We start from the raw sequence: 20,041 nt of genomic DNA on the forward strand, positions 1-20,041 counted from the left end.
CGTGGTCTCGGGCCAGTTGACGCCGATACTTTGATGCGCGCTGCCCGAAAGGGTGGCGCGTTTTTGCTTTGCAGGAGAGCAAGTTGAAGACTTTGAAAACCGTGGTGGCTGTCGCCGTTGGCGCGCTGGCCCTGTCCCTGAACGGCGCGCCCGGCGCCGAGTTCGGTTTCAGCCAGGCGGCTGCCCAGGAAACCGTCCGCAAGGAAGTGGGCACGCCGCTGGGCGATGCGAGCAAGCTGGTCAAGGCCGGCAAGTACAAGGAGGCGCTGGCCAAGCTGCGCGATGCCGAAGCTGTCGGCGGCCGTACGGCGGGTGAGAACAATGCCATCGAAGGCGTGCGCTTCTCGGCCGCGATGGGCGCGAACGAGCCCGACACGATGGTGCGTTCATTCGATGCCCTCAAGGGTGCCGGCAAGCTGGGGCAGGCGCAGCAATTTCAGTACATGGAAGCCATTGCGGGTACCTACCTTCGTGGCGGCAATGCGGCCAAGGCGCTGGACTGGGCCAACAAGTACTTCGCGGCCGGTGGCAGCAGCTCGACGGTCAAGCAGGTGCAGCAGCAGGCCCAGTTCAAGACGGGCGACGTGACGGGTTTCCTGAAGGACACGCTGGCCGAGATCCAAAGCGACGAAAAGTCTGGCCGCGCTCCGGCGAAGGACAAGCTCACCAACCTGCTCTGGGCGGCGCAGAAGAAGGGCGACACGAACGCTGAGGCCCTCGCGACCGAGAAGCTGCTGAACTACTACCCCGATCCCAAGTTGTGGGCGCAGATCCTCGGCGGCCTGCCGGAGAAGAAGAGCTTCGACGGCAGCCGCTATGCGCTGGACCTCTACCGCCTGCGCCTGGCCACCGGCAACATGTCGCGTGGCGCCGAGGACTACATGGAGATGGCGCAGCTGGCGGCCCAGGCTGGCGTTCCTGAAGAAGGCAAGCAGGTCGTCGACAAGGGTCTGGCTGCCGGCGTGTTGGGTCAAGGCGCCGAAGGTGCCCGCCACAAGCGTCTGGCCGACCTGATGACCAAGAAGATCGCCGAAGCCAAGGCTGGCGCGGCCGCCAACGAAAAGGCCGCCGCGGACGCCAAGGACGGCAACGCCTTCGTGACGCTGGGCCTGGGCAATGCCTTCGGTGGCAACGCCAAGAAGGGCATCGAGCAGATCCAGCAAGGCATTGAAAAGGGCAATCTGAAGCGACCTGAGGACGCCAAGCTTTATCTGGGGCTGGCGTATCAGCTGGCGGGCGATCACGCCAAGGCCCAGGCCGCCTGGCGGTCGGTCAAGGGCACGGAAGGCGCTGCCGATCTGGCCCGCCTGTGGATCATCCAGTCGCGCAAGCGCTGATCCGCAGTCGCGCAAACGAAACGGGCCTGGTGCGAACCAGGCCCGTTTTTCATGGCGCCGTTGCCTACCTCGGCGCCAGGCGAATCGCGCCGTCGAGGCGGATGACCTCGCCGTTCAGCATCTCGTTCGTGACGATCTGGTGCACGAGCTTGGCGTAGTCCTGGGGCGTGCCCAGGCGGCTTGGAAAAGGCACGCTGGCGGCCAGCGCGTCCTGCACCTCCTGCGGCATGCCGAACAGCATGGGCGTGCCGAAGATACCGGGCGCGATGGTCATGTTGCGGATGCCGCTGCGGGCCAGGTCTCGGGCGATGGGCAAGGTCATGCCGACGACACCGCCCTTGGAGGCCGAGTAGGCTGCCTGGCCGATCTGGCCGTCGTAGGCCGCCACCGAAGCTGTCGAGATCAGCACGCCACGTTCGCCGGTCGGTTCGGGTTCGTTTCTCGCCATCGCTTCGGCAGCGAGACGGATCATGTTGAACGTGCCGACCAGGTTGACGGTGATCGTCTTTGTAAAGCTGGCGAGCGGATGGGCGCCGTCCTTGCCGACCGTCTTGATGGCCGGTGCGATGCCGGCGCAGTTGACTAGGCCGACGAGTTTGCCCAGGCCCGTGGCGGCAGTGACGGTTGCCTGACCATCGGCTTCCTGACTGACGTCGCATCTGACGAAGACGCCGCCGAGCTCGGCGGCGACCGCCTGGCCGCGTTCAGCCTGCAAATCCGCGATGACAACCTTGGCGCCGTGGCTGGCCAGCATGCGGGCCGTACCTTCGCCGAGGCCCGAGGCGCCGCCGGTGACGATGAACACCCTGCCTGCGATTTCCATGGTGAGGAACTCCTGGGTAAAGAGAACGTCGACCAAGTCCCGCCGGGAGCACACGCTCATGGAGACTCGTCCACCGTTCCTGATTGACGTGAACGTCAATTGTTGCCGACAAAAAAGCCGCAGGGCTCGCGCGCTGCGGCTTCTTCGCGACGAAGCAGGGATCAGGCCAGTGCGGCCAGCGCGCGGCGCGTGATGTCGTCGACCGAACCCAGGCCTTCGATGCGGCGGTACTTGGGCGCGCTGGCGTCGCCGGTGGCGGCCCATTGCGAGTAGTAGTCGACCAGCGGACGGGTCTGCGCGGAATAGACGTCCAGGCGCTTCTTGACGGTCTCTTCCTTGTCGTCGTCGCGCTGCACCAGGTCTTCACCGGTGGCGTCGTCCTTGCCTTCGACCTTGGGTGGGTTGAACTTGACGTGGTAGGTGCGGCCCGACGCCGGGTGGGAGCGGCGGCCGCTCATGCGCTCGATGATGGCGTCGAAGGGCACGTCAATCTCGAGCACGTAGTCCAGCTTCACGCCGGCGGCCTTCATCGCATCGGCCTGGGGAATGGTGCGAGGGAAACCATCGAACAGGAAACCTGCGGCGCAGTCGGGCTGGGCGATGCGTTCCTTGACCAGATCAATGATGAGGTCGTCACTGACCAGTGCGCCGGACTTCATGACTGCATCGGCCTTCAGGCCCAGGGGTGTGCCGGCCTTGACGGCAGCGCGCAGCATGTCGCCGGTGGAGATCTGCGGAATGCCGAATTGCTTGCAGATGAAGGCCGCTTGGGTGCCTTTGCCGGCGCCCGGGGCGCCCAGAAGAATCAATCGCATGGGTCTCCTCGTTGTGTCGGGATCGTTAAAAACGCCCCGCCTCGATCAGCGATCAAGTATCGCATGTGGACTTTCGCCGGCCTGACGCCGGCGGGCTGTTCAAGCCTTCAGCAAGCGCCGGACGCGTTCCAGATCTTCCGGCGTGTCGACACCCGGACCCGGCCGTTCGGCGCTGACATGCACGGCGATGCGCTCACCATGCCAGAGGACGCGCAACTGCTCCAGCGACTCGATCTGCTCCAGCGGGCTGACCGCCAGCGTCGGGAAGCGGCGCAGAAAGCCGGCGCGGTAAGCGTAGAGCCCGACATGGCGCAGCGCCTGGTTGGGCTGGCCGGCGCCGTCGCGCCACCAGGCGATGAGCGCGCGCGAGAAGTAGAGGGCGCGGCCGGCCTTGTCGGTGACGAGCTTGACGACGTTCGGGTTCGCGAACTCGGAAGGATCGTTCAGCGCGTGGGCAACGGTGGCCATCACGCAGTCCATCTGAGCGGCGAGCGTCGCGGCGCAGGCGTCGATCATCGCGGGCGCAATCAGCGGCTCGTCGCCTTGCACATTGACGACGACGGCATCGTCGGCCAGGCCGAGTTGTTCGACGGCTTCGGCGAGGCGGTCGCTGCCGGAGGGGTGGTCGGCACGTGTCATCAGTGCCCGCACGCCGTGAGCGGCGCAAGCGGCGGCGACCTCGGAGGCATCGGTGGCGACGACGACCTGGCTGGCGCCTGATTCGGCCGCGCGTTGTGCCACGCGCACGATCATCGGCAGGCCGGCGATGTCGGCCAGCGGCTTGTTGGGCAGGCGGGTCGACGCCAGCCGCGCCGGGATGATGACGGTGAAGCTCATTGGTGCACCCTTCGGCCTGCGGCCTGTCCCGCCAAGCGGGAGCGAGCTTGCTTGGGGCGGCCCGGCGCGGCGCTCACGTTGCCAGCACGACCGGCGGCGCGGGGGCGTCCGGGTCCCAGGCCTTGGCCTCGCTCTCCAGCATCAGCGGGATGCCGTCGCGGATCGGGAAGGCCAGGCGGTCGGCGCGGCAGGCCAGGGCGGGCAACTCCAGTCCGGCGCCTTCGCGCAGCAGCGTCAGCGGGCTCTTGCACAGCGGGCAGACCAGCATTTCGATGAGACGTTGATCCATTAGGCAGGAGCGAAAAGTTTTTGCAGTTGGGCGTCCAGCGCGGCCTCGAAGCCGGCGCCGGGCGAGAAGTCTAGCGCCACGACCCAGACGGGCAGGGCGCCGACGCGCTCGGGCGGCAGCTTGACGGCGTCCTTCTCGGTCAGCACCACGCCGGCTGTGGCAGCCGGCCAGGGCAGGGTGATGAAGTCGGCGTGGTCGGGCAGGGCGAGCGTGTCGACCCGCAGGCCCTCGGCGGCCAGCATGTCGAAGAAGCGCTGCGGTCGGGCGATGCCGGCGACGGCCAGCAGGCCCGGTCGATCGCGCAGCGAAAGCAATGCGTCCATCGTTGCCGGCTCACCCGCCCACCAGCCGGCCAGCGAGACGGCACCCGTCAGCCGGCGCTCGGCGACGAAGCCGGGCAGCGCGGTGCTCGGGCGCGCTGCGTTGTAGACGACGAGCTGGGCGGCCGTCGGCAGCTCGGGCGGCTGGCGCAGCGGGCCGGCCGGCAGCAGGCGGCCGTTGCCGAGGCCGCGCTCGTCAAAGACCAGCAGGCTCAAACGCCGCGGCAGCCGCCAGTGCTGAAGGCCGTCGTCGCTGACGAGCAGGTCCAGCTTGGGGTGGGCCGCGAGCAGGGCCCGCGCGGCGGCCACGCGGTCGCGGCCGACGGCCACCGGCACTTGGCCACGCAGATGGATGAGCAGCGGTTCGTCACCGGCTTTGCGGGCCGTTGAATCGCGGGTAACGAGGTAGACGCCATCGCCTTCGCGCCCATAGCCGCGTGAGACGACGCCGGCCTGTAGACCGCGTGCGCGCAGCAGCTCAAGCAGGGCCAGCGTCGTCGGCGTCTTGCCGGCACCGCCGACGATCCAGTTGCCGACGACGATGACCGGCACGGGCAGTGTCTCGGTGCGTTTCAGGCCCAGGCGGTAGGCCAGGCGGCGCAATGCCAGCAGCGCGCGGTAGACCCAGCTCAGCGGCAGCAGCGCGGCGGACAGCGGCCCACCGGTCAGCCACTCGCGTTGGAGCCGTGTGGCCAGCCGCTCAGCGAGCGTCGGTCTGCGCGGCGAAGGTGACACGGCTCAGGCCGACGCGGCGGGCCGCGTCCATCACGTTGATGACGGCCTGGTGGGGCGTGGCGGCGTCGGCCGAGATGATGATCGACGCCTCGGCGTTGCCGCCTGAGGCCTGGCGCAGCGCGGCGATGAGGATGTCGACCGAGCGGCCTTCCACGGCCTGACGGTTGATGACGAAGCGGCCATCGGCGGCGATGCCGACGATGACCTCCTGCGGCCGGTCCTTGAGCTTGTCAGCGTCGGCCGAGGGCAGGGTGATCTGCAGTTCCGTGAACTTGGAGTACGTCGTCGACAGCATCAGGAAGATCAGGATCACCAACAGCACGTCGATGAAGGGGATCAGGTTGATCTCCGGCTGCTCGCGGTGGGGTGAACGGAAGCGCATGGCATCAAACGGTGTAGCGGCGCAGCTGGCCCAGCATGCGGTCGGCCGCAGCTTCAAGCTCGAGCACGTACTCCTCGATCTTGCCGCGGAAGTAGCGGTAGAACATCAGCGCGGGAATCGCGATCATCAGGCCGAAGGCGGTGTTGTAGAGGGCGATGGAGATGCCATGCGCCAGCTGGGCGGGGTTGCCGCCGCCGGGCGTCTGGCTGCCGAAGATCTCGATCATGCCGACCACCGTGCCCATCAGGCCCAGCAGCGGCGCAGCCGTGGCGATGGTGCCCAGCGTGTTCATGTAGCGCTCGAGCTGGTGAACGGCGCGGCGACCGGCGAACTCGAACACCAGGCGCAGCTTGCCTTCAGGCATCTGCGGCTCGGCGGTCACGGCGCGCAGCCCCGAGGCCAGCACCTCGCCCAGCACCGAGTTTTCGGCCAGACGGTCCACCATGTCGGGCGCGGGCAGTTGCTGGGCGCTGACGTTGAGCACGTCTTCCAGCAGGCGCGGCGGCAGGACGCGGCTGCTGCGCAGGCTGGTGAAGCGTTCGATGATCAGGGCCAGCGCCACCACGGAGCACAGGAGCAAGGGCCAGATCGGCCAACCGGCGGCTTGTATGATCGAAAACAAGGGCGTCCCCGTCCAAAAAAACGGCCGCGAAACGGCCAGGAAGTGCGCGGGATTATGGACCCAGGCTTGGCCCCTCTGGCCGGAGCTTCAGCGCCAGGAAAGCGTTCTCACAATCCACCGTTGCTGTGGATAACTTTGTGGGCAACGCTGGTGCGCGAGCCGGCAGAGGCCGTCAAATCAAGGCCTTGGACAACTTGCCTCAAGATTGAGCAGCGGAATTCGAATTGAAAAACAAGGCCTTATGTGCTTATGACGGTACGGTGACAGGTGAGATGAGCCGGAATCGCCCGCCAGCCCAGTATCGGCGCGGCTGTGGACTTCCAGGCCCGCGCCGGCATTGGGTTTGCGCGTGATTGACGGGCGCGAAGCCGCATCAAATCGTCGTGTCTGGGGTGTGGCCGGCCTGCTGGAGGCGGTCGGCCAGAGTCTCGCCGAGCGTTTCTCGGTGGTCGTCGTCGGTGGCGAAATCTCGGGCTTCACGCGGGCGGCCAGCGGCCATTGCTATTTCGGCCTGAAGGATGCGGACGGCCTGGCTGCCAGCCTGCGCTGCGCGATGTTCCGCCGCGCGGCGGCGATGCTGGACTTCACGCCGGGCGACGGATCGCTGGTGGAGCTGCGCGGCCGCGTGGCCGTCTACGAGCCGCGCGGCGAGTTGCAATTCGTCGTTGAGGCCATGCGCCGGGCCGGTGCCGGCACGCTGTACGAGCAGTTCCTGAAGCTGCGCGCGCGGCTGGCGGTCGAAGGGCTGTTCGACGAAGACGCCAAGCGACCGCTGCCCGCGCTGCCGCGGCGCATCGGCGTGGTCACGTCCACGGCCGGCGCGGCCCTGCACGACGTGCTGACGGCGCTGGCGCGGCGGGCGCCGCAGGTCGAGGTCGTCGTCTATCCCAGCCCCGTGCAGGGCGTGGAGGCGCCGCCGGCCCTCGTCAGCGCGCTGCGCATCGCCAACGAGCGGGCCGAGGTGGACCTGCTGCTGCTGGTGCGCGGCGGCGGTTCGCTGGAGGACCTGTGGGCCTTCAACGACGAGCGCGTCGTCCGCGCGGTGGCGACGTCTACGCTGCCGGTCGTTTGCGGCGTCGGGCACGAGACCGACATCACGCTGTGTGACCTCGCCGCCGACCTGCGCGCGCCCACGCCGACGGCCGCTGCCGAACTGGCGGCGCCGTCGCGGGCTGCGCTGCTGCAGATGCTGGCCGGCCTTGAACGGTCGATCGGCCAGCGCGCCGAGCAACGCCTGCAGAGCCTGGCCCAGCGCCTGGACCGCATCGCGCTGCGGCTGTCCCGACCCAGTGACGTGCTGGCCCGCCAGCGCCGCCTGCTGGACCTGCTGGCCCAGCGCGCCGCTGCGGCACCGGGCCGGCGCGTCGAGCTGCAGCGCCAGCGCCTCGCCCACCTGGCCCCGCGTCCGGCGCGTGCGCTGGCCGAAACGCTGCGCCGCCAAGGCGTGCGCCTGGACGCGCTGCAGGCCCGCCTGCAGGCGCTGGACCCGCAGCATGTGCTGGCCCGCGGCTATGCCTGGCTGGACGACGGGCAGGGCGGTGCGATCACGTCCGTGCATGCGCTGCTGGCGGGCCATGAGGTGCGCGCCGTGCTGGCCGATGGCAATGTCGACTTGCGTGTTTTGGGGGTACAGCCTTCGCCGCAAGGTTGATGCTCGCTCCCTACAATCGTCCGCGTCTCCCTTCCCCCCAACACTTGAGGATTCCACGATGGAACACACGCTGCCCCCGCTGCCTTACCCCATTGATTCGCTGGCCCCGCACTACAGCAAGGAAACGCTGGAGTTCCACCATGGCAAGCACCACAACGCCTACGTGGTCAACCTCAACAACCTGCAAAAGGGCACCGAGTTCGAGAGCAAGACCCTGGAAGAGATCATCAAGACCTCCAGTGGCGGCATCTACAACAACTCGGCCCAGATCTGGAACCACACCTTCTTCTGGAACTGCATGAAGCCGCAAGGCGGCGGCGAGCCCGGCGGCGCGCTGGCCGAGGCCATCAGCGCCAAGTGGGGCAGCTACGCGGCCTTCAAGGAGGCCTTCGTGAAGAGCGCCGTCGGCAACTTTGGTTCGGGCTGGACCTGGCTGGTCAAGAAGCCGGACGGCACGGTGGACATCGTCAACACCGGTGCCGCCGGCACGCCGCTGACCACTGCCGACACCGCGCTGCTGACCGTCGACGTGTGGGAACACGCTTACTACATCGACTACCGCAACCTGCGCCCGAAGTTCGTCGAGACCTTCCTGAGCAACCTGGTGAATTGGCAGTTCGCCGAAGCGAACTTCGCCTGATCACTTTCGCCTCGAACAAAGGCCGGCATCAGCCGGCCTTTTTCGTTACTGAGACACCTGGATCACCCGCCGCACCAGCGGGTAGACCTGGTGCTGCCAGCGCCGCCCGCTGAACACGCCGTAGTGGCCCACGTTGGGCTGGATGTAGTGGGTGCGCAGGTATTGCTTCAGGTTGCTGGCCAGGTCCTGTGCGGCCAGGGTCTGGCCGACCGAGCAGATGTCGTCGCGTTCGCCTTCCACGGTCAGCAGCGCGGTGCGGCGCATGGCCGCCGGGTTGACGCGGCGGCCCTTGAACATCAGCTCGCCGCGCGGCAGGTCATAGGTCTGGAAGACGCGTTCCACCGTCTCCAGGTAGAAGTCCGCCGCGAGGTCGGCCACCGCCATGTATTCCTCGTAGAAGGTGCGGGTGATCTCGGCCTTGTCGAACTCGTCGTTGACGAGATGCTTGTAGTAGTCCTTGAAGGCGTTGGCGTGGCGGTCCTTGTTCATGCTCATGAAGGCCGACAGCTGCACGAAGCCCGGATAGACCTTGCGCCCCGCGCCGCCGTGCTGCCAGGGCACGTGGCTGATGAGGTTCTTCCTGAACCACTCGATGGGCTTGCTGGTCGCCAGTTCGTTCACGGCCGTCGGGTTGACGCGGCAGTCGATGGGGCCGGCCATCAGCGTCAGGCTGGCCGGCGTGGCGGGGTGGTCGTCCTCGGCCATGATGGCGACTGCGGCCAGCGCACTGACGCAGGGCTGGCAAACCGCCACGACATTGGCGCCAGGCCCCATGGTGGCAAGGAAGTCGATCAGGTGCTGGGTGTATTCGTCCAGCCCGAAGCGGCCGGCCGACATCGGCACGTCGCGCACGTTGTGCCAGTCGGTGACGTAGACGTCGTGGTCCTGCAGCAGCGTGCGCACCGTGTCGCGCAGCAGCGTGGCGAAGTGGCCCGACATGGGCGCCACGACCAGCACCTTGGGCGCCGCCGCCGCGCCCTCGCGGCGAAATCGCAGCAGCGTGGCGAACGGCGTGATCAGTACGGCCTCTTCGACGACCGGCCAGTGTTCGCCGCCGCTGGCGACCACTTCGGCAATGCGCCAGGCCGGGCGCTTGTGGGTGACCTGAGCCAGCTCGAAGACCTGGCCCGCTGCCGCCATCTGGCGTGCGGGCAGCCAGTTGTTGTCGGCCATGCTCGGGTCCTGCAGGAAGGGCAGTGACCAGCGGGTTGCCGCGCGCAGCGGCCAAAGCAGGTCGACATGGGCCTGATAGGCGGGGTACATGGTGTCTCCTGCGTTGGAATGGTGCCTCTGGCATCGCAAGGAGCGCGCCAGCGTGGCATGGGGCTTGCGTCGAGGCAGACGAAGCCCCGACACCAAGGAGATGCCCATGCCCGTTGCCACGCCGACCAAACCACCCAGATCCACGGCAGGCAAGTCCAGCAAGGCCATCGCGCCTCCCGCGCCGGCCCTGCCGGTCGCCACGCTGACCTTGAGCAGCAAGAACTACTCGTCCTGGTCACTTCGCGGCTGGCTGCTGACGCGCTTCGCGGGGCTGACCTTCGAAGAGGTCATGCTGCCGCCCGACGACGCGGACGCGCGCAAGGAACTGCTGCTGCTGGCGCCATCCATCCGCGTGCCTTGCCTGCGCCACGAAGGCGCCACGGTCTGGAACACGCTGGCCATTGCCGAGTACCTGAACGAGACCTTTCCCAAGGCCGGGCTGTGGCCGGCGGACCGTGTGGCGCGGGCCCATGCGCGGGCGGTCTGCGGCGAGATGAACTCGGGCTTCGCCAACCTGCGTTCGGCGCTGCCGATGAACCTCAAGGGGCACTTCCCCAAGCACAAGATCTGGGCAGGTGCAAAGCCGGACATCGAGCGCATCGTCGAGATCTGGAGCGATTGCCTGGCCACCTACGGCGGCCCCTTCCTGTTCGGCAAGAAGCGCAGCGCGGCCGACGCCATCTTCGCGCCCGTGGCCACGCGCTTCCAGACCTACGGCGTCGCCTTGCCGGCAGCTTGCGCGGCCTACCGCGATGCCATCCTGGGCATGACGGAGATGAAGACCTGGATCGCCGAGGCGAAGCTGGAGCCGGAGGAGATCGACCTCCTCGACATGGACTTCTGAACTGCGTCGTTGAACGGCGCAAGGGCGCCGTTCAACGCATCAGGACCAGGGCGTGGGAATAGGCACGTCGCAAGGCGCCGGCGCGTCGATGGACTTGAAGTCCGCCGGCGACACGATCTCCAGGTACTCCATGTCCGGCGAATAGTCGAACAGGTAGTGCACGATGCCCGGGCGCTGGTGCACGCAATCGCCCGCCTCGACGAGGGTCTCCTGGTCGCCGTACATGAACTTGGCCCAGCCCTTGGTCATCAGCACGATCTGGAAATCCGCCTCATGGCGGTGCCATCCCGTGCCCTTTTCCGGGGCCATGTTCGCCTTCACAAGGTGCGCGATGACCCGGCCGCCCGTAGCGGCGGCGATGCCGAGATCGCGGTAGAGGAAAAAGTCCCTGAGACCGTCACTGCGCCAGGGCGTGTCGCCCGGCTTCACGTGAGAGAACGCCGTCGCGGTTGACGTGCCGATGGGTTCTGAAAGATCCGACATGGCTGGGCCTCCTGGAATGCTGGGGAGGCCCTGCGGGCATGCAAGACGCATTCCCGGCAACGGCGAGCGCGAAGACTGCAAATGCCTTGATGCAGATCATGGGCGCGTTTGGCGGCGCGACCTAGATTGCAGGCGTGAGTGCTTCACCCCCTGGCTTGCACGCGGCCGACGCCGACGCGCAGGCCCTCGCCCCTTTCACGACCTGGCCCGACGGCCCGGGCGGTGCGGCGCTGTCGCAATTGCAGGTGGCCGGCATGCATTGCGCGGCCTGTTCCGGGCTGATCGAAGCGGCGCTGCTGAAGCTGCCCGGCGTGGAGGCGGCCAGCGTCAACGCGGCGTCGGCGCGGTTGGCCTTGCGGTGGCAGCCCTCGCGCGTCGCACTGGCCGATGTGTTGACGGCGTTGCAGACCGCGGGTTACCGCGCGAGCCCTGATGTCGCCGCACCGGCGCGCGAACTGCGCCGCCAGGAAAGGCGGCAGGCGCTGTGGCGGCTGTTCGTCGCAGGTTTCCTGATGATGCAGGTCATGATGCTGGCGACGCCCGCCTATGTGGCCGAGGCCGGCGAGCTGGCGCCCGACCTGGACCGGCTGCTGCGCTGGGGCAGCTGGGTGCTGACGCTGCCGGTGATGGCCTTTGCGGCGGGCCCCTTCTTCAGCGGCGCGTGCAAGCAATTGAGCACCGGGCGTCTCGGCATGGACGTGCCGGTGGTGCTGGGCATGGTGGTCACGTTCGTGGCCAGCACCGGTGCGCTGTTCGACCCAACCGGGCCGTTGGGCCACGAGGTCTATTTCGATTCGCTGACGATGTTCATCGCGCTGCTGCTGCTGGCGCGCTGGTTCGAGCTGGGCGCGCGGCACCGCGCGGCGGATGCGCTGGAAGCCGTGGCCGGCGCGCTGCCGATGGCAGCCGAGCGCTTGAACGCCGACGACAGTAGCGAGCGCGTGCCGCCCGAGGCGCTGCGGGCGGGCGACCGCATCCGTGTCGCGGCGGGCGAGGGCTTCGCGGCCGATGGCTGTGTGCTGTCTGGCCAGGGATTTGTGAACGAGGCGCTGCTGACGGGTGAATCGGCGCCGGTCGCCAAGGCGGTGGGCGACGCGGTCGTGGCGGGCAGCATCAACGTGGACGGCTCCCTCGTCATCACCGTGCAGCGCGTGGGCGCGGACACGACGGTCCAGGGCATCGTGCGGCTGATGCAGCAGGCGCAAAGCCACCAGCCCTTCGTCAACGGCATGGTCGATCGTGTGGCCGCCGGCTTCACGGCCGGCGTGCTGCTGCTGGCGCTGGCGGCGGGCATTGCCTGGTGGTGGATTGACCCGTCTCGCGCCGTGGCTGTCGCGGTGGCTGTCCTCATCGTCACCTGTCCGTGTGCGCTGACGCTGGCGGCACCCGCCGCGTGGCTCACGGCCAGCGGCGCCTTGGCGCGGCGCGGCCTGCTGCTGGCAGACCTGTCGGCGCTGGAGCGGCTTTGCACGGTGGACACGGTTGTCTTTGACAAGACCGGCACGCTCAGCGAAGACCGGCTGCAACTGCGCAGCCATTGGGCCGAAGGCGCCGACGCCGACGCGTTGCTGCGTGCGGCGCGCAGCCTGGCTGCGCTGTCGCGGCACCCAGCCGCACAGGCCTTGGCCGACGGCAGTGCGGGCAGTTGGGCCGACGTGAGGGAAGTCGCCGGTCGTGGCGTGCAGGCGCGCGACGGGACGGGCAAGCGCTGGCGCCTGGGGGCTCCTGCCTGGGTCAGCCCGCAGCCCGACCCGGCCGCGCGGCTGGCCTTCGGCTGTGGCGACTGCGTGTTGTGGCTGGACCTTGCCGAAGCACCGCGCGCCGATGCGGCCGAAGCGATCAAGGCGCTGCGTTCGCAAGGCCAGCGTGTGCGCCTGCTGTCCGGCGACCAACCGACCGCTGTCGCACGCATGGCTGCCGCGCTGGACATCGCCCACTGGCGGGCCGGCGCCACGCCCGAGTCCAAGCTCACCGCCGTGCGCGAATGGCAGGCTGCCGGTGAGCGCGTGCTGATGGTGGGCGACGGCATCAACGATGGGCCGGTGCTGGCCGCAGCGGACGTGCGGATCGCCATGGGGCAGGGCGCCATGCTGGCGCGCAGCGCGGCCGATGCGCTGCTGGTGTCCAACCGGCTGATGGCCATCCCGCAGGCGCTGGCCCTGGCGCACAAGGCGCGCCGCGTACTGCGCCAGAACCTGGCCTGGGCCGCGCTCTACAACCTGGCCTGCGTGCCGCTGGCGCTCACCGGGCTGTTGCCACCGCTGGCGGCGGGCATCGGCATGGCGTGCAGTTCGCTTTTCGTCGTGTTGAACGCCCAACGGCTCAATCGTTGATGGACATCCTCTACCTCCTCATTCCGTTCTCCGTCGTGCTGGTGCTGCTCATCGTGGCCGTATTTGGCTGGGCCGTGAACGCCGGGCAACTCGATGGCTTCGAAATGGAGGCTGAACGCATCCTGCTTGACAAGGATCAAGGCGCCTGAAGCCTCCGCCGAGAAGAATCGTTCGCATCAGACCGAAGGAGCCGCGATGGCGAACGACAGAGTCCTGGTGGCATTGGACGCCACGGCCGGGACGACATACGAGGACGGGCCCGTGCGCGCATTCGCGCTGGCCGCCGTGCTCTGGGGCGTGGTGGGCATGGCGGTGGGTGTGTTCATCGCTGCGCAGCTGGCCTGGCCCGAGCTGAACTTCGGCATCTCATGGTTGAGTTATGGGCGCTTGCGGCCACTGCACACCAATGCGGTCATCTTCGCGTTTGGTGGCTGCACGTTGATGGCGACGAGCTATCACGTCGTGCAGCGCACCGGCCAGACGCGGCTGTTCTCGCCCATGCTGGCCTGGTTCCATTTCTGGAGCTGGCAGGCGGTCATCGTCGGTGCGGCCATCACGCTGCCCATGGGCTTCACACGCGGCAAGGAATATGCGGAGCTGGAGTGGCCCATCGCGCTGCTGATTGCCGTGTCGTGGGTGGCCTACGCCATCGTCTTCTTCGGCACCGTGGGGCGCCGCAAGATCCGCCACATCTACGTGGCCAACTGGTTCTTCGGCGCCTTCATCCTGGCGGTGGCGCTGCTGCACATCGTCAATGGCGCGGTGCTGCCGGTCACGTTCTGGAAGAGCTACTCGGCCTATGCCGGCGTGCAGGACGCCATGGTGCAGTGGTGGTACGGCCATAACGCCGTGGGCTTCTTCCTGACCGCCGGCTTCCTCGGGATGATGTATTACTACATCCCCAAGCAGGCCGAGCGGCCGGTCTACAGCTACCGCCTGTCCATCGTCCACTTCTGGGCGCTGATCTTCACGTATATGTGGGCGGGCCCGCACCACCTGCACTACACGGCGCTGCCGGACTGGGCGCAGAGCGTGGGCATGATCTTCAGCCTGGTGCTGCTGGCGCCGAGCTGGGGCGGCATGATCAACGGCGTCATGACGCTGTCGGGTGCCTGGCACAAGCTGCGCGACGACCCCATCCTGAAGTTCCTCATCGTCGCCCTGTCGTTCTACGGCATGGCCACCTTCGAGGGGCCGCTGATGTCGATCAAGACCGTCAATGCGCTGTCGCACTACACCGACTGGACCGTCGGCCACGTGCACGCCGGCGCGCTCGGCTGGGTGGGCCTCATTTCAATGGGCTCGCTCTACCACCTGATCCCGCGCATGTTCGGCCGCACCGAGATGCACTCCAAGAGCGCCATCGAACTGCACTTCTGGATCTCGACGCTCGGCATCGTGCTCTACATCGCCGCGATGTGGATCGCCGGCGTCATGCAGGGCTTGATGTGGCGCGCGGTGAACCCCGACGGGACGCTGGTCTACACCTTCGTCGAGAGCGTCAAGGCGACCTGGCCCTTCTACGTGACGCGGCTGGTGGGCGGGCTGCTCTACCTCGCCGGCATGCTGGTCATGGCCTGGAACGTCGTCAAGACCATGCAGGCCGGTCAGCCGCAGCGCGTGCGCATTCCGCAAGTCCTGGCACACGCTTGAGGAAGTCAACATGAGCAACAACAACACTGACCGCATCACCGGCCACCAGCGCATCGAGACCAGCAACCTGCTGATGATCGTGCTGGTGCTGCTGACGGTCTTCGTCGGCGGTTTCGTCGAGATCGTGCCGCTGTTCTTCCAGCGCTCGACCACGCAGCCGGCCCCGGGCCTCAAGCCCTACACGGCCCTGCAGGTCGCCGGCCGCGACATCTATGTGCGCGAGGGTTGCTACAACTGCCACTCTCAGATGATCCGCCCGCTGCTGGCCGAGACGCTGCGCTACGGCGAGTATTCAAAGGCGGGCGAGTTCGTCTACGACCGGCCCTTCCAGTGGGGCAGCAAACGCACCGGGCCCGACCTGCACCGCGTGGGCGGCAAGTACAGCGACGACTGGCACCGCATCCACCTGACCAACCCGCGGGACCTGGTGCCCGAGTCCAACATGCCGGCCTACCCCTGGCTGGTCGGTGCGCCGGTGGACGCCGCCGGGCTACCCGCACGTTTGAGCGCATTGCGCACGCTGGGCGCGCCCTACAGCGACGCCGAGGTGCAGGGCGCCGCGCAGGCCGCTGCCGGCAAGACCGAGCTGGATGCGCTGGTGGCCTATCTGCAGGTGCTGGGCACGGCAGGCGCATCCGCAGCTTTGACCAAAGAGGCCTCGAATGGGCATCAATGAACTCCGCGTGGCCGTGACCCTCGTGTCACTGGCCGTCTTCATCGCCATCGTCGTCTGGGCCTGGCGCGGCCACTTCGATGCGGCCGCACAACTGCCGCTTGAAGGGGGTGATCTGTGAGCGACTTCTTCAACGAGGGCTGGTCGATCTTCGTCGCCGCGTCCACGGTACTGGGCCTGATCGCCTGCATCGCGCTGCTGGTCATTGCCAGCCGCCGCCAGCCCTCGGCGGCGGACAACACGACCGGCCATGTCTGGGACGAGGACCTGCGCGAGCTGAACAACCCGCTGCCGCTGTGGTGGATGGGCCTGTTCGTGCTGACGGTGGTGTTCTCCGGCGTCTACCTGGCGCTCTACCCGGGCCTCGGTAGCGTGGCCGGGTCGCTGGGCTGGACGAGCACGGATGAACATGCCCAGGACATCGCCCAGGCGCGAGCCGCGATGGCGCCGGTCTACGCGGCGTTCACGCGCCAGTCACCCGAGCAACTCGCCAAGGATTCCAAGGCCCATGCCATCGGCGAGCGCCTGTTCGCCAACAACTGTGCCCAGTGCCATGGGTCGGACGCCAAGGGCTCCAAGGGCTTCCCCAACCTGGCTGACAAGGACTGGCTCTGGGGAGGCAGCTTCGAGACCATCAGCCAGACCATCACCCAGGGCCGCGAGGGCAACATGCCGGTCATGGCTGCTGCGGTGGGCACGAGCGAGGACGTGCGCAACCTCGCCCACTACGTGCTGTCGCTGTCAGCCAGCCCGCACAACCCGCTGTATGCGCAGCTCGGCAAGCCGAAGTTCAGTGCGTGCGCGGCCTGCCACGGCATCGGCGGCAAGGGAACGGCCGCGCTGGGCGCCCCCAACCTCAGCGACAAGGTCTGGCTGCACGGCTGGGGCGAAGAGGCCGTGGTCGCCATGATCAACAACGGCAAGCACAGCGTGATGCCGGCGCATGGTGAGCGGTTGACGCCGGAGCAGATCCGCGTGCTGGCCGCCTACGTCTGGGGCTTGAGCCAGTAAGGCGATGGCTGATTCCGAAGCCGTCATCCGGCTCTACAGGTCCGAAGACAAGATCCACCCGCGAGCGGTGGACGGCTTCTTCGCCCGCTGGCGCTGGGCCATGGTCGCCCTGACGCAAGCCGTCTTCTACGGCCTGCCCTGGCTGAGCTGGGGCGACCGCCCGGCCGTGCTGTTCGACCTCGCCGCACGGCGCTTCTACGTCTTCGGCCTGGTGCTCTACCCGCAGGACTTCGTCTACCTGACGGCGCTGCTGCTGATCTCGGCCTACGCGCTGTTCCTGTTCACGGCGGTCGCCGGGCGGGTGTGGTGCGGCTATGCCTGCCCGCAGACGGTCTATACCGAGATCTTCGTGCGCATCGAGCAGGTGTTTGAGGGCGACCGCAATGCGCGCCTCAAACTCGACAAGGCGCCCTGGTCGTTCAACAAGCTCTGGCGCAAGGGCGGCAAGCAGGTCGCGTGGATCGCGCTGGCCCTGTTCACGGGCATCAGCTTTGTCGGCTACTTCACGCCCATCCGCGAACTGATGACCTTCTCGCTCGGCGGCTGGGAGGCCTTCTGGGTGCTGTTCTACGGCTTCGCCACCTACGGCAACGCAGGCTATATGCGCGAGCAGGTCTGCAAGTACATGTGCCCGTACGCGCGCTTCCAGAGCGCGATGTTCGACCGCGACACGCTGATCGTGAGCTATGACCCGGCCCGTGGCGAGCCGCGCGGCAACAACGCGCTGCGCAGCAAGAAGGGCGAGGCGCGCAGCCAGGCCGTGGGCGACTGCATCGACTGCCACCTGTGCGTGCAGGTCTGCCCGACCGGCATCGACATCCGCAAGGGCCTGCAGTACGAATGCATCAGCTGCGCCGCCTGCATCGACGTCTGCGACGGCGTCATGGACAAGATGGGTACGCCGCGCGGCCTCATCCGCTACGACACCGAGAACGGCATGGCCGGGCAGCTCACGCTTGCCCAGCGCTGGCGCCGCATCTTCCGCCCGCGCGTGCTCGTTTACGGCAGCCTGCTGCTGGCCTTGAGCACCGCTGTGCTGTGGAGCCTGATGAACCGCCACGACTTCCGCGTCGACATCGTGCGCGACCGCGCCACGCTGGCCCGCCAGGTGGAGGACGGATGGATAGAGAACCTGTACCGCCTGCAGCTGATGAACGCCACCGAGGCGCCTCAGCAGCTGAGCGTCGAGGCCGATGGCCTGCCTGGCCTGCAGCTCAGCCGCGCGACCACGGTGACGTTGAGCCCGGCCGAGGCGCGCTGGGTGACCGTCGCGCTGCGTCTGCCGCCAGAGGCGGCGAGGCAGCTCAAGCCCGGCGCACAGCCCATGCGCTGGCTCGTGCGCAGCACGGCTGGCGACAGCGTCACCGAGAAATCCACTTTCGTCGTGCCGCGCTGAAGCGGTGGGAGATCCGAGATGTCCACTCTTCAAACGACTTCTTCCGCCTGGCGCGAGCCCATGGTCTGGCTCGTCGTCGCCGGCCCGGTGTCGGTCATCCTCGCCAGCATCGTCACCGTGGCCCTGTGCATCCGCTTCCCCGACCCGCCGCTGGTGACGCGTGCGAACGACGCCGCGCCCGCACAGGCGGCGCGCAACCATGCCGCCACCGGCGTGGTGCCGGGAGTCAAGCGGTGATTGACGCGCCGTCACGCGTCGCGCGCTACGCGATGGCCGTGGCCTGGTCGTCCTTCCTGTCGGCCGGCGTGCTGGAGGCCCTCGTCTTCGCCGTCGTCGACCCGCATGAATTGCGTTGGTTCGGCGCGGCGCCCGTGCAGTTGTCGGCCCAGGCGGTCTACACGCTGAGCTTCCTGATCTTCTGGGCCGTCGTCGCGCTGGGCGTCAGCGTCGCGCTGCTGCTGGTCAACCTGCCGGCGGACGAGCCCGGGCCGCAACGTCGCTCGCCGGGCTGGCCACGCTGACCACACGCGCGTTCCTGTCATGGGTCCAGTACGCCCAGGCCCAGTCCATCAGCACGACGAAGCGGTTGCGGAAGCCGATCAGGAAATAGACGTGGGCGAACAGCCAGAACAGCCAGGCGAAGTAGCCTGAAAAACGCAGCGCGCCCGCCGGCGTGCCCAGGTCCACGACGGCGCTGTTGCGGCCGATGGTGGCGAGGTTGCCGTAGTCGGCATATCGGAAAGCCTGCGTCGCCTCACCGCGCAGCTGCCGATGGATATTGGCGGCGGCGCAACGGCCCATCTGCTTGGCGCCGGGTGACACGCCAGGCACGGGCTTGGGGTCGCGCCCCGGCACATGGCTCTGCGCGGCGGCCAGGTCGCCGATGACCTGGATGTTCGGATGCCCCTTGACGCTCAGGTCGGCTTCCACGACGACTCGTCCCGCGCGGTCCAGCGTGCAGCCGGTCGCCGCCGCCAGCGCGCGCCCCAGCGGCGACGCGGCCACGCCCGCGGCCCAGACAACGCAGCGGCTGTGCAGGCGCTCCTGGCCGGCCGCCGTCGTGACGTCCAGCCCCTCGGCATCGATGCCGGTCACGCGGGCATTCAGCTTCACCTCCACGCCCAGCGCGGTCAGCTGCTCGCGGGCGCGCTCGCTCAATCGTTCGGGCATGGCGCCCAGCACGCGTGGGCTGCCTTCCACCAGCAGCACGCGCGCCTGCCTGGGGTCGATGCGGCGGAACTCGCCCGGCAGCGTGTGCCGTGCGATCTCCGCAAAAGTGCCGGCCAGCTCCACGCCCGTCGGCCCGCCGCCCACGACGACGAACTGCATCAGCGCCACGCGCCGGGCCGGGTCATCCTCGCGCTCGGCCGACTCGAAGGCCGTCAGCACGCGCCGGCGGATCTCGAAGGCATCGTCCAGCGTCTTCAGCCCCGGCGCGTGCGGCGCCCAGTCGTCGCGGCCGAAGTAGCTGTGCGTGGCGCCGGCGGCAACGATGAGGTGGTCCCAGCGCAGCGTGGCGCCGTCCTTCAGCGTGACCGTGTGCTGCGCAGCGTCGATGCCGACGACCTCGCCCAGCAGCGTCGTCACATTGGGCTGCCGGCGGAACAGATGCCGGATGGGCGCCGCGATGGATGGGGCCGAGAGCCCAGCGGTTGCCACCTGGTAGAGCAGCGGCTGGAAGAGGTGGTGGTTGGTCTTGTCGACGACGGTGATGTCGACATCCGCAGCGCGCAGGGCGCGCGCCGCCTCCAGGCCGCCAAACCCGCAGCCGATGATGAGCACTTGAGGACGCATGAAACCCATGGTACGCCCGGTTTTGTGCGCTGCAACATGGTGCGGTTTTCGGATGGCGGCAGGGCCGTTGCATCGTGATGCAAAGCCGGCCCGTGCTGCCGGCATTGAGACGCGTTCGGGTCCTAGCATGCGGCGCCCAC

23 protein-coding genes are annotated in these 20,041 nt (G+C 68.0%); 13 read left to right on the forward strand and 10 right to left on the reverse strand.

The annotated features are described in order from the left end of the window. Positions 1 to 83 precede the first annotated feature (83 nt). Entirely contained in the window at positions 84 to 1,337 is a 1,254-nt protein-coding gene (locus tag AC0IZJ_RS14410; protein WP_471850861.1) for a hypothetical protein, read from the forward strand. A gap of 64 nt (positions 1,338 to 1,401) precedes the next feature. Here AC0IZJ_RS14410 and AC0IZJ_RS14415 read toward each other — a convergent pair whose 3' ends face one another. From AC0IZJ_RS14415 to AC0IZJ_RS14445, 7 genes are all read right to left on the reverse strand, one after another. After that, positions 1,402 to 2,160 (reverse strand): 3-hydroxyacyl-CoA dehydrogenase, encoded by a 759-nt coding sequence (locus AC0IZJ_RS14415; RefSeq protein WP_471850863.1) that lies wholly within the window; start codon positions 2,158 to 2,160, stop codon positions 1,402 to 1,404. 161 nt (positions 2,161 to 2,321) lie between these two features. Next, a complete protein-coding gene (gene adk / locus AC0IZJ_RS14420; RefSeq protein ID WP_471850865.1) occupies positions 2,322 to 2,975 on the reverse strand; it encodes an adenylate kinase in 654 nt (217 codons plus the stop codon). 99 nt (positions 2,976 to 3,074) lie between these two features. Beyond that, positions 3,075 to 3,812 carry a 3-deoxy-manno-octulosonate cytidylyltransferase gene (gene kdsB / locus AC0IZJ_RS14425; protein ID WP_471850867.1) on the reverse strand — a complete coding sequence of 246 codons (738 nt, stop codon included), beginning with the start codon at positions 3,810 to 3,812 and terminating at the stop codon, positions 3,075 to 3,077. Positions 3,813 to 3,885: 73 nt separating this feature from the next. After that, on the reverse strand, positions 3,886 to 4,101 hold the full coding sequence (locus AC0IZJ_RS14430) for a Trm112 family protein (protein ID WP_471850869.1): 216 nt from the start codon (positions 4,099 to 4,101) through the stop codon (positions 3,886 to 3,888). After that, positions 4,101 to 5,156: a tetraacyldisaccharide 4'-kinase gene (lpxK, locus tag AC0IZJ_RS14435; RefSeq protein WP_471850873.1), complete on the reverse strand. Its 1,056-nt coding sequence runs from the start codon at positions 5,154 to 5,156 to the stop codon at positions 4,101 to 4,103. The genes AC0IZJ_RS14430 and lpxK overlap by 1 nt, the downstream gene beginning before the upstream one ends. Continuing rightward, positions 5,122 to 5,538 (reverse strand): ExbD/TolR family protein, encoded by a 417-nt coding sequence (locus AC0IZJ_RS14440; RefSeq protein ID WP_471850875.1) that lies wholly within the window; start codon positions 5,536 to 5,538, stop codon positions 5,122 to 5,124. Before AC0IZJ_RS14440 ends, lpxK begins: the two co-directional genes overlap by 35 nt. Positions 5,539 to 5,542: 4 nt before the next feature. Further along, positions 5,543 to 6,160, reverse strand: coding sequence for a MotA/TolQ/ExbB proton channel family protein (locus AC0IZJ_RS14445; protein ID WP_471850877.1), 618 nt, complete (start codon positions 6,158 to 6,160; stop codon positions 5,543 to 5,545). A gap of 349 nt (positions 6,161 to 6,509) precedes the next feature. Between AC0IZJ_RS14445 and xseA the strand changes: the two genes are divergently transcribed. Then, positions 6,510 to 7,811 (forward strand): exodeoxyribonuclease VII large subunit, encoded by a 1,302-nt coding sequence (xseA, locus tag AC0IZJ_RS14450; RefSeq protein ID WP_471850879.1) that lies wholly within the window; start codon positions 6,510 to 6,512, stop codon positions 7,809 to 7,811. 58 nt (positions 7,812 to 7,869) lie between these two features. Continuing rightward, a complete protein-coding gene (locus AC0IZJ_RS14455) occupies positions 7,870 to 8,451 on the forward strand; it encodes a superoxide dismutase (protein ID WP_471850881.1) in 582 nt (193 codons plus the stop codon). A 45-nt stretch (positions 8,452 to 8,496) separates the two neighbouring features. Here the strand turns inward: AC0IZJ_RS14455 and AC0IZJ_RS14460 are convergent, their stop codons facing one another. Further along, the gene (locus tag AC0IZJ_RS14460; protein ID WP_471850883.1) at positions 8,497 to 9,714 is read right to left on the reverse strand and encodes a polyhydroxyalkanoate depolymerase; all 1,218 of its coding nucleotides are present in this window, start codon (positions 9,712 to 9,714) and stop codon (positions 8,497 to 8,499) included. 187 nt (positions 9,715 to 9,901) lie between these two features. Here AC0IZJ_RS14460 and AC0IZJ_RS14465 point away from each other — a divergent pair, with 187 nt between their 5' ends. Continuing rightward, the gene (locus AC0IZJ_RS14465) at positions 9,902 to 10,558 is read left to right on the forward strand and encodes a glutathione S-transferase family protein (protein WP_471851178.1); all 657 of its coding nucleotides are present in this window, start codon (positions 9,902 to 9,904) and stop codon (positions 10,556 to 10,558) included. Positions 10,559 to 10,597: 39 nt separating this feature from the next. Here AC0IZJ_RS14465 and AC0IZJ_RS14470 read toward each other — a convergent pair whose 3' ends face one another. Continuing rightward, a complete protein-coding gene (locus tag AC0IZJ_RS14470; RefSeq protein WP_471850885.1) occupies positions 10,598 to 11,041 on the reverse strand; it encodes a cupin domain-containing protein in 444 nt (147 codons plus the stop codon). 134 nt (positions 11,042 to 11,175) lie between these two features. Between AC0IZJ_RS14470 and AC0IZJ_RS14475 the strand changes: the two genes are divergently transcribed. From AC0IZJ_RS14475 to AC0IZJ_RS14515, 9 genes are read left to right on the forward strand one after another with little or no spacing between them, the layout of a single operon-like run. Further along, positions 11,176 to 13,374: a heavy metal translocating P-type ATPase gene (locus tag AC0IZJ_RS14475; RefSeq protein ID WP_471850887.1), complete on the forward strand. Its 2,199-nt coding sequence runs from the start codon at positions 11,176 to 11,178 to the stop codon at positions 13,372 to 13,374. Continuing rightward, positions 13,374 to 13,523: a cbb3-type cytochrome oxidase assembly protein CcoS gene (ccoS, locus tag AC0IZJ_RS14480; RefSeq protein ID WP_471850889.1), complete on the forward strand. Its 150-nt coding sequence runs from the start codon at positions 13,374 to 13,376 to the stop codon at positions 13,521 to 13,523. Before AC0IZJ_RS14475 ends, ccoS begins: the two co-directional genes overlap by 1 nt. Positions 13,524 to 13,569: 46 nt before the next feature. After that, entirely contained in the window at positions 13,570 to 15,027 is a 1,458-nt protein-coding gene (gene ccoN / locus AC0IZJ_RS14485) for a cytochrome-c oxidase, cbb3-type subunit I (RefSeq protein WP_471850892.1), read from the forward strand. A 10-nt stretch (positions 15,028 to 15,037) separates the two neighbouring features. Beyond that, positions 15,038 to 15,703, forward strand: coding sequence for a cytochrome-c oxidase, cbb3-type subunit II (gene ccoO / locus AC0IZJ_RS14490; RefSeq protein ID WP_471850894.1), 666 nt, complete (start codon positions 15,038 to 15,040; stop codon positions 15,701 to 15,703). Beyond that, entirely contained in the window at positions 15,690 to 15,821 is a 132-nt protein-coding gene (locus tag AC0IZJ_RS14495; RefSeq protein WP_471850896.1) for a cbb3-type cytochrome oxidase subunit 3, read from the forward strand. The genes ccoO and AC0IZJ_RS14495 overlap by 14 nt, the downstream gene beginning before the upstream one ends. After that, a complete protein-coding gene (gene ccoP, locus AC0IZJ_RS14500; RefSeq protein ID WP_471850898.1) occupies positions 15,818 to 16,711 on the forward strand; it encodes a cytochrome-c oxidase, cbb3-type subunit III in 894 nt (297 codons plus the stop codon). Before AC0IZJ_RS14495 ends, ccoP begins: the two co-directional genes overlap by 4 nt. A 4-nt stretch (positions 16,712 to 16,715) precedes the next feature. Next, on the forward strand, positions 16,716 to 18,107 hold the full coding sequence (gene ccoG, locus AC0IZJ_RS14505; RefSeq protein ID WP_471850900.1) for a cytochrome c oxidase accessory protein CcoG: 1,392 nt from the start codon (positions 16,716 to 16,718) through the stop codon (positions 18,105 to 18,107). A gap of 18 nt (positions 18,108 to 18,125) precedes the next feature. Further along, on the forward strand, positions 18,126 to 18,344 hold the full coding sequence (locus AC0IZJ_RS14510; protein WP_471850902.1) for a hypothetical protein: 219 nt from the start codon (positions 18,126 to 18,128) through the stop codon (positions 18,342 to 18,344). After that, on the forward strand, positions 18,341 to 18,628 hold the full coding sequence (locus AC0IZJ_RS14515) for a hypothetical protein (RefSeq protein ID WP_471850904.1): 288 nt from the start codon (positions 18,341 to 18,343) through the stop codon (positions 18,626 to 18,628). The genes AC0IZJ_RS14510 and AC0IZJ_RS14515 overlap by 4 nt, the downstream gene beginning before the upstream one ends. Here the strand turns inward: AC0IZJ_RS14515 and AC0IZJ_RS14520 are convergent. Continuing rightward, complete coding sequence (locus AC0IZJ_RS14520) at positions 18,570 to 19,901, reverse strand: NAD(P)/FAD-dependent oxidoreductase (RefSeq protein ID WP_471850907.1); 1,332 nt, start codon at positions 19,899 to 19,901, stop codon at positions 18,570 to 18,572. The genes AC0IZJ_RS14515 and AC0IZJ_RS14520 overlap by 59 nt on opposite strands. Positions 19,902 to 20,041: the final 140 nt, after the last annotated feature.

Source organism: Roseateles sp. AC306, from assembly GCF_979253795.1.

Bases quoted from the DNA above. Each gene is read 5' to 3' on its own strand.
- kdsB (WP_471850867.1), bottom strand. From the start codon at position 3,812: ATGAGCTTCACCGTCATCATCCCGGCGCGGCTGGCGTCGACCCGCCTG.
- AC0IZJ_RS14440 (WP_471850875.1), bottom strand. From the start codon at position 5,538: ATGCGCTTCCGTTCACCCCACCGCGAGCAGCCGGAGATCAACCTGATC.
- AC0IZJ_RS14415 (WP_471850863.1), bottom strand. From the start codon at position 2,160: ATGGAAATCGCAGGCAGGGTGTTCATCGTCACCGGCGGCGCCTCGGGC.
- ccoN (WP_471850892.1), top strand. From the start codon at position 13,570: ATGGCGAACGACAGAGTCCTGGTGGCATTGGACGCCACGGCCGGGACG.
- AC0IZJ_RS14510 (WP_471850902.1), top strand. From the start codon at position 18,126: ATGTCCACTCTTCAAACGACTTCTTCCGCCTGGCGCGAGCCCATGGTC.
- ccoS (WP_471850889.1), top strand. From the start codon at position 13,374: ATGGACATCCTCTACCTCCTCATTCCGTTCTCCGTCGTGCTGGTGCTG.
- AC0IZJ_RS14470 (WP_471850885.1), bottom strand. From the start codon at position 11,041: ATGTCGGATCTTTCAGAACCCATCGGCACGTCAACCGCGACGGCGTTC.
- adk (WP_471850865.1), bottom strand. From the start codon at position 2,975: ATGCGATTGATTCTTCTGGGCGCCCCGGGCGCCGGCAAAGGCACCCAA.
- AC0IZJ_RS14460 (WP_471850883.1), bottom strand. From the start codon at position 9,714: ATGTACCCCGCCTATCAGGCCCATGTCGACCTGCTTTGGCCGCTGCGC.
- AC0IZJ_RS14455 (WP_471850881.1), top strand. From the start codon at position 7,870: ATGGAACACACGCTGCCCCCGCTGCCTTACCCCATTGATTCGCTGGCC.
- AC0IZJ_RS14520 (WP_471850907.1), bottom strand. From the start codon at position 19,901: ATGCGTCCTCAAGTGCTCATCATCGGCTGCGGGTTTGGCGGCCTGGAG.
- AC0IZJ_RS14430 (WP_471850869.1), bottom strand. From the start codon at position 4,101: ATGGATCAACGTCTCATCGAAATGCTGGTCTGCCCGCTGTGCAAGAGC.
- AC0IZJ_RS14495 (WP_471850896.1), top strand. From the start codon at position 15,690: ATGGGCATCAATGAACTCCGCGTGGCCGTGACCCTCGTGTCACTGGCC.
- ccoG (WP_471850900.1), top strand. From the start codon at position 16,716: ATGGCTGATTCCGAAGCCGTCATCCGGCTCTACAGGTCCGAAGACAAG.
- ccoO (WP_471850894.1), top strand. From the start codon at position 15,038: ATGAGCAACAACAACACTGACCGCATCACCGGCCACCAGCGCATCGAG.